Raw genomic sequence first — 15,219 nt, 5'->3', positions numbered from 1 at the left:
AAATCGAGTAAGAAAACAAGATGATAAACGATTGATATAAAGGGGAAATCGATATCGGAGCACTTAAGCAATACTCCGATATCTAAAATATGACGTTTAAATAACCACAGAAGGGTTACTTCAGGTGATCCCAAGAGATGTTTGACACCAATCGACAGTCATCACACTTGAAATAGAAAATATCGTGAATAGGCGCATCAAGCAGCCATTCGCCACCACATTGTGGGCATTTACGCTCTTTTTCAGCTTTTAAGCTAATGCCGCCCACACGGTATAAGTAGTAATACGTTGGGATCTTAGTGAGGTACTCAATGCGCCCTCTCAAGCCCCAGCCGCGTTTGAACAATACGCTTTTGGTATCGCTAATCTCGGTCAGCGTTGCATGTTCAGCACGGCAACCCCCGCCCATTTGTACTTCATCACAGGCTTGCCATTCAGTCTGCCATTTCAACACGGCTTTATGGTCACCATTGAAGGTTGGCGGGTTGCGGTACAAAGGGATAGGCAACAAGCTATCGCCACTACGCAGCGGCGAACAGGTATGCACGAATGTCGTGTATAACACCTGCCAACTTGGCGTTTCATCTTCTGCCACTTCTTCTGAGTTCAGATCTCGACCAAGCAGACGCATCTTAGGTGCTAATAAACTCGCAGCTGATAAGCGTTCAAAACAGACCTTTACGAAATCTGAATGATTACGTGGGTGCAAGCTGTCTTGCTCTGGGCACACAACGCGAACATAGAATTCGCCGTCGCCCATCACGATTGGAAACTCACGGCCTAGCACTTGTCCGTTGTAACGAAGTGCATCCATCAAGCCATTAACTGCCTTATCGACAGCGCTGACCGTTGTGTTATCAAAACACTCAAATTGAAGTTCTAGTACGTACATCTATTTATACCGCTGGTTGTAGCTTTTCTAAAAATTCTGCCAATGTCTCGGCTAGTACATCACGATTTTTGGTGCCTAAGCGCTCTAAGATCACGTTACCCGTCAGATTACAGATAGAGATAACATCAAGCTCTGCATCGGTCGCGGCAATGAAAACCGTTGGCTTTAGCTTTAAACGACGCTGAGTGACTAGGTGACCTAAAATGTTTTCTTGCAGGCATTCGAAGTCTTCATCACTCCAAATCTGTAACAGAGTCAGCTCGTTACCATCAAAGGTCGCGTTCATATCTGCGCTGAATTGTGCACCGTAGAAAGTCTTAATGTCTTCATGCAGAGTCAACTCAATACCGGTTTCAACGTTGGTGAAATCCGCGAATTGCTCACGTGGATAGTGCTTCCACAACACGGCGTCGCCACTCTTTTCTTCTACGCATGGCGATACGATGTCCACCAACTCCTCATTACGAGGTAAGCTTTGGTGTTGCTGCTGCCACGCGTCAACGTATCGCTGACTAAAAGAAAGTAGTGCGTCTTGAGCACGTTGAGTCATGAAAATCTCCTAAACACAAAATAATAAATAGAATCCGAGCCCTTTCAGCACCGATTAAGCGATGACTTAATGACAGGGTAATGGGGATTCAGTAAAATCGACCCCATTCTAATCGAATTTGAAACGAAAGTATGAGCAAATATTCTGACGCAAAAGAGCTAGCGGGTTTAACCCTTGGCCAAAAAACTGAGTACTCTAACCAATACGATGCAAGTTTATTGCAGCCAGTACCTCGTAGCCTTAATCGCGATGATCTTGCGCTAAACGGCGAGCTGCCTTTTGTTGGTCATGATATTTGGACGATGTACGAGCTTTCGTGGCTAAACACCAACGGTCTACCACAAGTAGCGGTGGGCGAAGTTTTCATCCCAGCCACCAGCCAAAATTTAATTGAATCAAAATCTTTCAAGCTGTACCTAAACAGCTATAACCAGACTCAATTTGAAAACTGGGCTCAAGTCACAGAGCGCCTGACCCAAGATTTGTCTGCATGTGCAGGCGAACCTGTGGTTGTGAATGTAAACTCAGTAACCGACTACACGAACCAACCTATCGTGACGATGGAAGGTGACTGTATCGACAACCAAGATATCCAAATCACCAGCTATGATTTTGAAGCGTCACTGCTTGAAGGTGCAGCTGGCGAACAAAAAGTAGAAGAAACTCTGCATAGCCACCTGTTGAAGTCGAACTGCTTGATCACCAACCAACCGGATTGGGGCAGCGTTGAGATCGCATATTCAGGCAAGCAAATTGACCGTGAAGCTCTGCTACGCTATTTAGTTTCTTTCCGTGAGCACAATGAATTCCACGAACAATGCGTTGAGCGTATCTTCACTGATATCATGAAATACTGTGCGCCATCGAAGCTAACCGTGTTTGCACGTTACACGCGTCGTGGTGGTCTGGATATCAATCCATACCGTTCAACAGAGCAAGATAGACCAAGCCACAATAAGCGTATGGCTCGCCAATAGTCGGCGTGAACCGCCCACACTTATTTGAACCTACCAAATCTTTAAAGGGACATTGAAATGCGTTGGTTATACGTTGTTAGTCTATTTATTTTAAGCTTAAGCACATCGGTCAATGCGTCGGTTTATTCGTCGGCGCTACTCAATGAAGCCAATAACTTGGTTGAGATCGAGCCGAGCCAAGCAAAACAAATGGCCAACGGCTACCTAACGCTTCGTGTCCTTTCTGATCAACGTGAGAAAAGCCCTTCAGCAATTTCTCGCGAAGAGACAGACTCTTCAATTAGAACGCCAAACAGCAGTATCGATGCGTATAAGATCTTAGCCAAGGCGGAATACAACCTAGGCAACATTCGTATTGCGATTAAAAACATCGACAAAGCCTCTGAGCTCGCAAAAACCTATAAGCTTAATTACTTAAAGTTGGACCTTCAGATCCTAAAAGTTCGCTTACTTTGGCTGAGTGACAGAAAGTCAGCCACAGCAACAGCAGAGCTGACAAGTATTGAAGCAAACCTAGAATCGGTGAATAAAACCTTACGTTTAACAGAAGGTATTACCTATCGTTTGATCATGCTGAAAGCTGATATCGCCTCTTATGACAATAAGGTCGACGAAGCCGAGAAGTTCTACCAAGAAGCGAAAACCTACCTCGATCAGCGTTACTCAGAAAAAGTTACCATCGACTACCACATCTCGGTCGGTGAATTTTATCTAACCCATAAAGAATACAACCACGCACTCTCTGAGTTGCTGTATGGCTACTGGAAATCAGTAGAAGGTAACCTGAGTTCACGCTTAGCCAAGGTCAATCGCCTGCTTGCACAGCTTTTCTTTGAGCGCCAAGTCTTAGATAAGGCATTAGAACACCTATCTCAAGCTGCTGATTTTTACGATAACTTTGAAAACTCTCCCATATTAGCTCAAGTACTTAAAAAGATGGGTGATGTGTACTTCTTACAAGGTAAATATAACCTTGCTCTAGTGCATTTTTTCAACGTCCTTGACCACGAAAGTACCGACAGAGATATCCACCAAGTCATCGATATTCGTCTAAGTCTATCGGCAACTTACTTACGCCTCTATAACTACCCTCTAGCTGAGCAGTACTTAACCCGGGCCCTTGAACTGCTAGAGTACACCGACATTCCAAAACTGGAAGGTCGTGCTGCGCTATTATCAGCAGGATTGGCTTACCACCTGCAAGAGAGCGAAGATGTGATCAAGCATGCGACACGTGCACTTGAGATATCGCGACAGGTAGAAAATATGCGCCTGTCGCAACGCTCATACTATTTACTCTCTTTGGGTTATGAACAGGCAGGTCGTCCACAGCAAGCGTTGGCAAATCTCAAGCAATACAACAGCCTTGTCTCTTTAGAGCAGCAAAAACTCAACCGTGTTGGGGAAGACGCATTCCGCCAACAAAAAGAGTTTGCCGAACAAACTCTGCACTATGCAGGCCAAGAGCAAGAGCTAGAGAAATACAAACTAGAACATCGTAAGTTCCAAAAGATTTCGTTTGCCCTATTCTTGTTCAGCATTGTCTTATTCTTCTTTGTGCTGCGCCGAGGCTACCTCATTCAAACCTTAGCCAAAGAGGTCGATTCACTGCGTACCGACCTCTTTACGCATTCGCGTTCTAAGCTTCCTAATCTAAGAATGCTGAATGCGAAACTCTCAAATTCCTTGGAACAAACCAGCCAAACCTTTGAGCAGTGGCAGCTTGGTGAATTGATTCATGAACCGCTCAACGACCGTTTACGCTTCGTGATGATTGACTTACCTTTCCTACGTAATATGTACACGCAGAACGGTTACAAAGCGGGTCTAGAACTCGAAGATGCTTTTGGCGAATTCCTCAAATCTAAGCTTGAAGGCCCAGCTCGTGTCTACCATTTCTCGGATGCAAACCTGCTTTATATCGAGCCCAACGCTGACCGTGATTTATCACCTGAAGCCCTGTTCAGAAAGATTCAATCTTGGGTTAATAACTTCGAACCCGAGCGAAACATCAACCGAACAGTCCGTATGGGCATCGCTGACTACCCGTTCCTGCCACGTGCTTACACTGCAATTAACGACCAAGAACTGCTCGATGTGTTATTGATGTCGACGAATCTAGCGCGTGAGATCAGTCTCAAAGAGCGCAGCAGTCAATGGGTATACTTAAAAGCTATCGATAATGCGCCCGCAGCGAGCCTTGCAACTGGTAACATAAGAGAAGCGTGTAAACATGCGATTAATCAAGGGTTAATAAAGATACAATCGTCATACCAGAATGAGGACAACATCAAAAAAATGCTAAAAGATGACTGATTTGCGAGCGGTTAAGAGCGGCAAGCCGTGACCTTATTTTTAGTTTTGTTATTATCGATGCAACGGAATTTCATCAAAATGATCGAGCTCGGTCTACGCGGCGCTAATTAATACATCTATGGGCATTCTTGAAAAAGACATTCAGGCGCAACTCCACCAGCTGAAACTTCAGTTGGAGCAGGTCCGTTTGACGCAAAGAGACACCTCGTTCAAATTTATTAGAGAACAAAAAGTTCTAAAGCGTATCGTCACATCTTTAAGTGACGCATGTGTTGGCAGTAACAGCCATTTAGATGAAAACCTCATTGCCCTTCGGGAAGAGCTAGAAAAGCAAAAAGACATTAGCTCGATGATCCCAAAGCTGGCAGTATTAGAAAGGATGCTTAAGCAGAAAACGTTGGCTATGGATAAACAGAACGGATATCTGGACGATAGCATTAAGCACAGTGGGGAAACGCTGCAACGCATAACAGGCCTTCCAGCACAGCTTAAACGCGACCTACGAAACTTACTTAGCTTCTCCGAATGCAATGGCAGTCAGAAAGTCGACCATGCCATGAAACTTCTCGGTATTTATGAGCGTGCCATTAAGATTATGGCGAATAACTCACGCACTCATTTTGCCGACGTTACGCATTCTCCGGAACAAGAACTCCTTTCCGACCTATCAAACGAATTACAACATCTGATCACTGAACTCGATTTCGAGGGTGAATCGGGTGATTTGCTTACCGATATTCGAGCGAAACTGCTACTGGGTGTTTCCACACAAAATCTGCTTGAGCTGACACTTCAGATCCTCAAACTGGTAATTGAAGGCACCAACCTAGAGCGTAAGAAGTCTGAACAATTTATCGATCAGCTAAACTCTTCGCTGGCCTCCAGTATCAAAACGGCAGACCAAAATGCCGATCAGAGCCAAAGTTACTTTGAGCACCGCCAAGGCCTTAACTCTGAGTTAAGTGAACTTGTCATTAAGAGCCAGAACTCTGTAGAGAAAGCGAAGGAAATTGATAGTTTAAAGCGAACGATTAATCCGCTACTCACTGAAATCGCCTCTCTTTCAGAAAGACTGAATCACGCAGAACAGAAAGAACAAGCTCTGATAGAGAGAATGAGTTATGGAAAGACTCAGTTAGATTCACTCTATGAAGTCACCCAAGATTACCGCAAGCGCTTAGAAGATCAGGCTCAGCGTATGCTGCTTGATCCGCTCACTAAGGTTTACAATCGCACCGCCTTTACTGATCGCTTAGAGCTTGAGTATCGCCGTTGGATTCGAGCACAACACTCACTGCGCGTAGTGCTGCTCGACATCGACAACTTCAAAGCCATCAACGATAGCTTTGGTTATACCGCGGGTGATAAGGCACTTAAAATCATCGCGAGAACTATTACTAAAGAAGCAGGCACAACCGATACCGTGGCTCGCTTTTCTGGAGAAGAGTTTGTCTTGCTGTTGCCAGAACAAACCGATGAATATTGCCACCAGGTGATTCAAAACATCCAAGCTCAAGTAAGCCGCCTACCCTTTAAGTTCCGTGACCAACAAATCACGATTACCTTGTGTGCGGCAAGTACTCAGTTTAAAGAGTCTGATACGCCTGAAGAAGTATTAGAGAGGCTTAATAAGACGCTAAGCAAAGCAAAGCAACGCGGTACCAACCAACTTGTTTGGAACTAAGTCAGCCTTAGATTTAATTTATTTCATTTTTTCAAATACTTATCACATACCATTTCCCTCAATGTTTGCTAAGCTAATGATTAACATTCGCTTAACAAGCATTCTTGGCAAGCAATGCTGTATATACGCTCTTAATTTATTTTATATTAGCTCTTAAGCATCTATACATCTGCTATTAAGCACCCATGTATATACCGTTAAGCACCTTCATATAGACTGTTAAGCACGACTATATAATCCATTAAGCAACGCTGTCGTAACCGTTTCGTCTGGTTAACTCTCTCACCTTTAACCAAACACTTTCAACGTTTGCTTCTCACTCTCGAGCCAGAGGGTCACTTCAACGTCCCCCTGCTCTTTTCAACAAGGAGGCACTATGATCACTCATATCAGCCCTGCCGGTAGCATGGATTTACTCTCTCAACTTGAAGTTGAGCGTCTTAAGAAAACCGCGTCTAGTGATCTGTACCAACTGTATCGTAACTGTACGTTAGCGGTACTTAACTCGGGAAGCCACACCGACAACTCCAAAGAGTTGCTCGACAAGTATCAATCGTTTGATGTTGAAGTCGTGCGACGTGAGCGTGGTATCAAGCTCGAACTGAGCAACCCACCAGAGCATGCCTTTGTCGATGGTGAAATCATCAAGGGTATCCAAGAGCACCTATTCTCAGTGCTGCGTGACATTGTCTACGTCAACATGCATCTTGCAGACAACCAAAGACTCAACCTGACTAATGCCACTCATATTACCAACCTAGTATTTGGTATTTTGAGAAATGCAGGCGCACTTACGCCGGGCATCGAACCGAACCTGATCGTGTGTTGGGGTGGCCACTCAATTAATGCCACTGAATACCAATATACTCGTGAAGTAGGTAATGAACTTGGCCTACGTGAACTCAACATCTGTACGGGTTGTGGACCGGGTGCAATGGAAGGGCCAATGAAAGGCGCGGCGATTGGTCACGCTAAGCAGCGCTATACTGATCATCGTTACTTGGGGCTTACCGAGCCTTCAATCATTGCTGCTGAGCCGCCAAATCCGATAGTGAACGAATTGGTGATCATGCCAGATATCGAGAAGCGTCTTGAGGCATTCGTTCGTATGGCACATGGCATCATTATTTTCCCTGGTGGCCCCGGTACGGCTGAAGAGTTGCTGTATATCTTAGGGATCATGATGCACCCAAATAACGTCGACCAACCCATGCCGATTGTATTAACGGGTTCAAAAGAGAGTGAAGCTTACTTCCGCTCTATCGATAAGTTCATTGGGGAAACCCTCGGGGAAGAGGCTCAGAAACACTACGAAATCGTGATTGATGATCCAGCACGCGCAGCGAAAATCATGAAACAAGCGATGCCAGATGTACGCTCTCACCGTAAAGAGACCGGCGATGCATACAGCTATAACTGGTCACTGCATATTGAGCCGGAGTTCCAACTGCCCTTCGATCCGACACATGAGTCTATGGCGGCACTTGATCTTCATATGGACCAGAAAACAGAAAGCCTTGCGGCTAATTTACGCAAAGCGTTTTCTGGCATTGTGGCCGGTAACGTCAAAGCCGAAGGTATTCTAGAGATAGAGAAACACGGCCCATTCCTGATTGATGGCGACAAAGAGCTGATGACCAAAATGGACCAACTGCTGAATGACTTTGTTGAACAACATCGAATGAAACTGCCGGGCGGCACTGACTACGTTCCTTGCTATAAAATTATGCCTAGCAGCGAATAACGACAAGTGATTGATAACAGGCCATAAGCATAAAGCTAAACAAGTCATGACGTTTACGTCACCAACGTTTCAACTCACTAAGTGATACGTTACTATAAGGGGCTAGCAGCCCCTTATTTATTGCCTATTTAGTGGAAACTTATGTCTATCCATCTTGTTATTATCGATGCTTTGAATCTCATCCGACGCGTTCACTCTGTTCAGCCGGACCCAACCGATATTGCAAGAACCATCACCACTACTGCTCGTACGCTTAATCGCATCCTAAAAGAATCAAAGCCAACCCATATCATTGCAGTATTTGATCATCATTTACAAGATCGAGGCTGGCGCGCTGAAGTCCTTCCTGCCTACAAGCAAAACCGCAAGCCGATGCCTGAACCATTAATGAAAGGCCTTGATGCTATCCAACAAGCTTGGTGGGAATTAGGGATCGATTCACTGCTATCTGATGGTGATGAAGCGGATGATCTAGTCGCTACGCTCGCTAAGAAAGTGGCCGATCACGGAGAAACGGTCACCATCATCTCGACGGATAAGGGCTACTGCCAACTGTTATCACCAACGCTACAGATCCGTGATTACTTTCAGCACCGTTGGTTAGATAAACCCTTTATCGAAGCGGAATTTGGCGTAAAACCTGAACAGCTCGCAGATTACTGGGGATTAACGGGCGTTAGCTCAAGCCAAGTGCCGGGGATTCCTGGAGTTGGACCAAAAGCGGCCAAAGAGATATTAACAACGTATCCAGATATAGAAACGGCATTCCTAGCTGAAGACTTACCGAAAAAGTATCGCAAGAAATTCGATGAGCATATTGAATCGGCTCGTGTATGCAAGCTCGTTTCAGCACTCAAAACAGACATCGATTTGGGCTTCAATCTTCAAGATATTCGCTTCTCTGGCAGCCAAACTTAACACTTCTGGATGTTCATCTTTTCTGTTGTGTTCTCCGTTACATTCACAACCTAATCATAATGTTAATCAATACCTTATCGAGTATTGATTAACATCTAGCCTTCATCACAGTCTTATTGATATAAGTATTTAATTTCATTGCTCCAATAAGGAGAAACACAATGAAAAACATACTATTACTATCATTAACTACCCTCTTACTTAATATCGCGCCTCTTGTTGTCGCAACCGAAGCCTGTGGTGAACACCTAGTCAAAGGTTTGCCTTCAGAATCCTCTGATCAAATGCTTTGTCGAACCGGTTATGCCATTGGCTACAACTATTCCATGAAGAATGCTGATTGGGTCGCCTATCATGTCACCGCAGAAAGCGTCAATGGACAGTTCAAACGAAGTAACCGCTTTAAAGCCGATTCAGAACTCCCCGAATACGCCCAATCAACACTAAGCGACTACTCCAAATCCGGTTATGACCGTGGCCACCTTGCTCCGTCTGCAGCAATGGACTTCAGCGAAATATCGATGCAAGAAAGTTTCTTACTAAGCAATATGTCACCACAGCTTCCAGGGTTTAATCGAGTTGGTTGGCGATTGCTAGAAGAGCATGTACGTGACCTTGCCAATGAATATCAAGAGCTCTATGTGGTGACAGGCCCTATTTATGACGGGAATGAAACCTTTATTGGCAATGGCGTTATGATTCCAAGTGCATTCTACAAAGTGATTCTCGACCCGTATTACAACGATGCGATTGCTTTTATTGTGCCGCACCGTGATGTATCAAGCAGTGAACTCGAAAGCTTTGTCACAACCATTGATGAAGTAGAAGCCCGCACTAACTTGGATTTCTTCTCAAACACTAGCGATGATGTCGAAAGTAATATGGAAGCAATGCTTTGGGAAATGTGGCCTACCTCAGAGTAAACCTCTCATAACAAAAAAACGCTCCTTATGAGGAGCGTTTTGTATGTTCATTAACCGCGTATTAGTACGGCGAGATATTCGAAAGCGACTGAATATGAACCGTGATCTCTTCGCGATCGTGGTAAAGGTGCTTCGCCTGCATCTTGAATTTAACTTTGTTATCAATCAGGAACTGTTTCAGGTTCTCGATATCCTGCAGTACTTCATCGTAACGGCCTTTCATTGGCAGTTTAAGGTTGAACAGTGCTTCTTTCGCCCAGCCTTTGATGATCCACTCACCCATTAAGTGAGCAACACGAGCTGGCTTCTCAACCATGTCACAGATAATCCAAGTCACGTTCTTACGGTCAGGTTCAAATTTAAAGCCATCTACCATATGGTGCTTGATTTGACCCGTTTCCATTAGGCTGTCCGCCATCATGCCGTTGTCAACACAGTGAACGAACATAGAACGCTTAACCAGTTGGTAAGTCCAACCACCTGGACACGCACCTAAATCTACGCCCCACATACCTGGAGCAAGACGCTCATCCCACTCATCACGAGGGATGAATACGTGGAACGCTTCTTCTAGCTTCAATGTAGAACGGCTTGGCGCATCTGATGGGAACTTCAAACGAGGAATACCCATAAAGAACTGTGAGTTGTTGGTTGGGTATGAGTAACCGACCAAGCAATGACCCGGAGCGATAAAACATAAGTGAAGCACAGGCTTCTTAACATTGTCTTTCGCTGTCATCAGACCTTTACCACGCATAGCTTGACGCATTGGCACGGTAAACTTACGGCAGAACTTCAAAAGCTCTTTCGCTTCATTGGTGTCTGGCGTTTCAATACGGATATCGCCACAACGTGGGAAACCTTCTTTCTCAGAAAGCGCCTCAAGAATTGGAGAGATACGATCATCAGTCGGAAGATCTTTGATTTCAGCGGCTACCGCGATCATTTGACGAGCAAAGATCAGCGATTGGAAGTCGATCTCTTTAACCAATTTATCGGCTTCGCCTGCTTGATAACATTCAAACAATACAAAGCCTGTATTGTTCTTTAAGCGAGGAAAACCAAACACTTCCAGTTGTGTTGCCTTGTCTTGAATTTCGCCAGCACATTCTTTTTCAAAACCAGAGCGACAATAAAGTAGTACGTGTTTCACTGAGTTACCTCTTTTATATTCAAAGCAGCGAAGGAGAAGACTCCCCAACCAATGATAAATAGTAGACCACCAAACGGAGTGATAGGGCCAAACCATTTTATTCCTGTCAGTGCCAAGCCATAAAGGCTGCCACTAAAACAAAGGATGCCGATGATAAAGCAAATTGCCGCAATGAAAAAATATTTTTGTGATTTAGCGCCAAGTTTCATCTGCAGCAGAGCGCCACACGCCAATATCGCTAAAGTATGGATAAACTGATACTGAACACCCGTCTCAAACACGCCTAGCAGATATTCTGGCAAGATAGCTTTCAACCCGTGAGCCGCGAAGGCACCAAGCATCACAGCAATCGCACCAGAGATACCTGCAAACGTGAGTAAATACTTACTTCTCATTGAGTACCTCTTTGATAAACGCTGACAGCTTCTCAACGGTTAAGGCAATATTCTGCTGCTCTGTGTAACCAGAGCTCTTACGAGGCTTAAAGCTGTGATCACCGTCTGGGATAAATTCAACACGAATAGAATCCGACAGGTCGAAATCAGCAAACTCTTCACGCTTACCAAAGGTATCGCGCTCACCCTGCAAAATAAGACATGGCTTTTGTAACTCAGCTAAGTGCTCACCTTTGTACTTCTCTGGCTTACCTGGAGGGTGGAAAGGAAAGCCTAAACAGGCCATCGCTGCCACCTTATCAACTTCAGACAAATGGCTCGCCATACGCCCTCCCATCGATTTACCGCCAATCACAAGCTTATCGGCATCACACTGCTTAATGATGTCTTGGTAAGCTTCAAGCAGCTTAGGGGCTCTGTCAGGTGGACGACGCTTGCCATCTTCAGCACGTTTAATCATGTAAGGGAAATTAAAACGAATCACTCGTATCCCTTTAAAGGCTAACCCTTTTGCCACCGACTGCATGAATTCATGATCCATACCTGCGCCAGCACCATGTGCAAAGATAAAGGTGATTGGATTATGTTCACCGTCAATGATGACGTTATTCATCGAGTAAATCCTCTTGTTCACTTTGCGCTTTCGCCAGCATCCAATCGCGGAAGGTGGCGATACGGCCCATATCGGCTTGTTTCTCATGACAAACCACATAGAAGGCATTCTTGCTCACCAACACTTCGTCAAAAGGCGCAATCAAACGACCCGCTTCGATTTCAGGTTGCGCCAACACGTTGTTACCCAGTGCAATGCCTTGGCCGTGAGCTGCTGCCTGCAACACCATGGTTGAGTGACTAAAGATAGGACCGTGATTGACGTTTACCCCATCGATGCCATTTTGCTTAGCGAACTGCTTCCAATCCTTTCGAGAAGTATCATGTAATAGCGTATGACATGCTAAATCGCTTAGAGATTCTAATGGTTTGGTACCAAGCAACACTGAAGGTGAGCAAAGAGGGATCAAGTATTCTTGATAAAGCTTATCGGCTCTAAGCCCCGACCAATTGCCTCGACCATAATAAATAGCTACGTCTACGTCATCGGTCAGCGAGCCTTCATCCATATCAACGGCTTTAATTCGTACGTCGATATCGGGTTCTTGCTGATTAAAGTCTGCAAGCCTTGGCACTAACCATTGAATGGCAAAGCTTGGCGGTAAGCTGATGGTCAATGCGCCCTTCTCACTTCGCTCAAGCACTTTATCCGTCGCTTCAGCCAGTGATGTAAAAATATCTTTGATGTCTAAGAAGTAGCTCTGACCTTCTTCAGTCAGCAGCAAAGAGCGATTTCTTCGACGAAACAGCTTCAAAGACAAGAATTCTTCAAGCGCTTTAATCTGATGACTCACTGCAGCTTGAGTAACAAACAACTCTTCTGCAGCGCGCGTAAAACTCAAGTGTCGAGCAGCTGCTTCAAACACTCTTAGCGAGTTTAATGGGGGTAATCGACGAGACATAGGTACTCTCTAAATAAGCATTAGTTTTTTTTATCTGAAACATTATAATTTGTCCATTGCCTAGCGGCCAGAGAAATTCTATATTTCATCCCGCAGCAGCTAGCCTGAACGGCTTGATTCTCTCTAGAATCAATTGGTTTAGCTCCTGCGATGTTGTGTTTGCAAACTCGTTCTTTTCGAGTTGGGTAGAGTTCTACCAAATGTTTTGTTGCAGTTCTATACTGAAACGAGACATGTACTTCCTGTATTTATTTTGACCTGTCTGTCAAATTTGTTTACACCGCCTTATGGGCGGTGTTTTTTTATGTGCAAAGAAAAATAACAACAAGTTTATCAATAGCTGTGCTAATTAATCTTTGTTATTTTTCATCGTTAATCACAGAATTAGACACCCACTCAAATAATCAACTGAACACATACAAATAGAACCATTGAATAGCACTAAAAAGTAACAGAGTTCCTCAGATACTCACACTTCTTCGGTCACCTACAAGCCAACTTAAACCCCATCATTTCAATCTCAGAATCTCAAGACAGAGCATGATGATAACTCGACAAACTCGCGCCTCTTACTGCCTACTGTAAAACATTCACAATAGAAAATAAAAAAGCCGCTTACTTTTCAGTAAACGGCTTTGCAAAATATTCGGCTACTCTATACCACTATGGGCGGTAAACCTTCACGTTATGGAAGCCTTGCTCTTTTAGATAAAGCGCCTGTAGACGGCTCATTACACCACGGTCACAGTATAGCAAGTACTCTTTTGCTTGGTCCAAGTCACCAAACTGAGTCGAAAGCTTGAAGAACGGGATATGTTTAATTTCAACACCATCGATCTCTAGTGGGCTTTCGTCTTCTTCGTCTGGGCTACGGATATCAAGAACGATAGCGTGCTCAGCAACAGCTTGAACTTGTTCAACTTCCGGCGCTTGCTCTTGGCTCTCTTTCTCGATGTCACGGATATCCATAACTCGAGCGTTCTCGATCACTTGCTCCAGCACTTCAAAGTTAAACTTAGCTTCTTCTGCTTCTAATTTGCCTTTCTTCGCTTTCACTGTTGGCTTCTTAGAAATAACACCACAGTACTCAGGCATTACTTTCGCGAAGTCTTCGGTGCCAATCTTACGAGACAGGTCGATGATGTCTTCTTTGTCCCAGTTAATAAGCGGACGAAGGATCAAAGTATCGGTCACGTTGTCAATGTGGCGAAGGTTAGTTAGCGTTTGGCTAGAAACCTGACCTAATGCTTCACCGGTTACTAGGGCTTCGATACCGAAGCGTTCTGCAACCATACCACCAGCACGCATGAACATACGCTTAAGAACCACGCCCATTTGGCCATCTTCAACGTTCTCAAGAATCTCTGCGACTACCGGTTCAAAATCGATAGAGATGAACTTCACCTTTGCCGATGAGCCGTATTTATCCCATAGATAGTGAGAAACTTGTTTAACACCAATTTCGTGCGCTGGGCCACCTAGGTTAAAGAAGCAGTAATGCACTTTAGAACCACGTTTGATGTGTAAGTAGCTTGAAACGCCAGAATCGAAACCGCCAGAGATCAAGCTCAATAGATCTTCTTGAGTACCTAGAGGGAATCCGCCTAGGCCTTTATGACGTTCAATAACTTGGTTTAGCTTTTCGTTCTCGACTTCAACTTTAACGGTAATATCTGGATTTTTCAGTTTTACTTTTGCTGATTCAACCGCTTGGTTTAAACCACCACCTACGTAGCGTTCTAGCTCAATAGAAGTAAAGTCATGTTTACCACGACGCTTGGCTCGAACAGAGAAAGTCTTGCCTTCAATAAGAGCACCGCTTCGTTCAAGAACTTGCTCGTAAATATTGTGCAGGTCTTTAAATTCTGATTGCTGAACCTCAAGGGAGTGATGAATGCCCGGAGTTTGCGTCAATACTTCGAGTGTTTCTTTAAAGTACTTGTCGCTCTCAGACGTCACTTCAATGTAGTCACGGCGGTTGAAGACAGCCACAGACTCAGTACGACGCTGAAGAATAGTACGAATATTACGTTCTAGAATCTTTGTGAAGCGCTTACGCACCGATTCACTTTTAATAAAAATTTCCGGATGAGGCTTAACAATAAATTTCATAGTACTTTCACGCCAATAAGGTTCACAAATTTTAGTAGGTT

At 44.5% G+C, this 15,219-nt stretch carries 13 protein-coding genes; 6 read left to right on the top strand and 7 right to left on the bottom strand.

Features of this window, described 5'->3' with window-relative positions:
• Positions 1-115: 115 nt before the first annotated feature.
• Together AACR09_RS02595 and syd are read right to left on the bottom strand one after the other, a co-directional pair.
• On the bottom strand, positions 116-892 hold the full coding sequence (locus AACR09_RS02595; RefSeq protein WP_004734369.1) for a Zn-ribbon-containing protein: 777 nt from the start codon (positions 890-892) through the stop codon (positions 116-118).
• Between the two features lie 4 nt (positions 893-896).
• Positions 897-1,442 carry a SecY-interacting protein gene (gene syd, locus AACR09_RS02590; RefSeq protein WP_017089736.1) on the bottom strand — a complete coding sequence of 182 codons (546 nt, stop codon included), beginning with the start codon at positions 1,440-1,442 and terminating at the stop codon, positions 897-899.
• A gap of 131 nt (positions 1,443-1,573) precedes the next feature.
• Between syd and queF the strand changes: the two genes are divergently transcribed.
• The 6 genes from queF to AACR09_RS02560 all read left to right on the top strand — a co-directional run bounded on the left by queF (position 1,574) and on the right by AACR09_RS02560 (position 10,004).
• On the top strand, positions 1,574-2,419 hold the full coding sequence (queF, locus tag AACR09_RS02585; protein WP_054542962.1) for an NADPH-dependent 7-cyano-7-deazaguanine reductase QueF: 846 nt from the start codon (positions 1,574-1,576) through the stop codon (positions 2,417-2,419).
• Between the two features lie 57 nt (positions 2,420-2,476).
• Entirely contained in the window at positions 2,477-4,735 is a 2,259-nt protein-coding gene (locus AACR09_RS02580) for a tetratricopeptide repeat protein (protein WP_193835974.1), read from the top strand.
• A 118-nt stretch (positions 4,736-4,853) separates the two neighbouring features.
• Positions 4,854-6,419 carry a GGDEF domain-containing protein gene (locus AACR09_RS02575; RefSeq protein ID WP_193835973.1) on the top strand — a complete coding sequence of 522 codons (1,566 nt, stop codon included), beginning with the start codon at positions 4,854-4,856 and terminating at the stop codon, positions 6,417-6,419.
• Positions 6,420-6,795: 376 nt separating this feature from the next.
• On the top strand, positions 6,796-8,163 hold the full coding sequence (gene ppnN / locus AACR09_RS02570) for a nucleotide 5'-monophosphate nucleosidase PpnN (RefSeq protein ID WP_004734386.1): 1,368 nt from the start codon (positions 6,796-6,798) through the stop codon (positions 8,161-8,163).
• 141 nt (positions 8,164-8,304) lie between these two features.
• Positions 8,305-9,081, top strand: coding sequence for a flap endonuclease Xni (gene xni / locus AACR09_RS02565; RefSeq protein WP_017080072.1), 777 nt, complete (start codon positions 8,305-8,307; stop codon positions 9,079-9,081).
• Between the two features lie 161 nt (positions 9,082-9,242).
• Complete coding sequence (locus AACR09_RS02560; protein WP_193835972.1) at positions 9,243-10,004, top strand: DNA/RNA non-specific endonuclease; 762 nt, start codon at positions 9,243-9,245, stop codon at positions 10,002-10,004.
• Positions 10,005-10,065: 61 nt separating this feature from the next.
• Here AACR09_RS02560 and rlmM read toward each other — a convergent pair whose 3' ends face one another.
• The 5 genes from rlmM to thiI all read right to left on the bottom strand — a co-directional run bounded on the left by rlmM (position 10,066) and on the right by thiI (position 15,178).
• Positions 10,066-11,157, bottom strand: coding sequence for a 23S rRNA (cytidine(2498)-2'-O)-methyltransferase RlmM (rlmM, locus tag AACR09_RS02555; RefSeq protein ID WP_004734383.1), 1,092 nt, complete (start codon positions 11,155-11,157; stop codon positions 10,066-10,068).
• Positions 11,154-11,552 carry a DUF423 domain-containing protein gene (locus AACR09_RS02550; protein ID WP_004734382.1) on the bottom strand — a complete coding sequence of 133 codons (399 nt, stop codon included), beginning with the start codon at positions 11,550-11,552 and terminating at the stop codon, positions 11,154-11,156. The genes rlmM and AACR09_RS02550 overlap by 4 nt, the downstream gene beginning before the upstream one ends.
• Positions 11,542-12,165, bottom strand: coding sequence for an alpha/beta fold hydrolase (locus tag AACR09_RS02545; protein WP_193835971.1), 624 nt, complete (start codon positions 12,163-12,165; stop codon positions 11,542-11,544). Before AACR09_RS02545 ends, AACR09_RS02550 begins: the two co-directional genes overlap by 11 nt.
• On the bottom strand, positions 12,158-13,066 hold the full coding sequence (locus AACR09_RS02540) for a transcriptional regulator GcvA (protein WP_017080068.1): 909 nt from the start codon (positions 13,064-13,066) through the stop codon (positions 12,158-12,160). The genes AACR09_RS02545 and AACR09_RS02540 overlap by 8 nt, the downstream gene beginning before the upstream one ends.
• Before the next feature lie 663 nt (positions 13,067-13,729).
• Positions 13,730-15,178 (bottom strand): tRNA uracil 4-sulfurtransferase ThiI, encoded by a 1,449-nt coding sequence (gene thiI, locus AACR09_RS02535; RefSeq protein WP_004734408.1) that lies wholly within the window; start codon positions 15,176-15,178, stop codon positions 13,730-13,732.
• Between the last annotated feature and the right edge of the window lie 41 nt (positions 15,179-15,219).

The organism is Vibrio sp. OPT20, from assembly GCF_963889365.1.
Lineage (GTDB): Bacteria > Pseudomonadota > Gammaproteobacteria > Enterobacterales > Vibrionaceae > Vibrio > Vibrio splendidus.
Note: the sequence above shows the minus strand (reverse complement) of the source record. Positions and strands in the feature narration are given on the sequence as shown.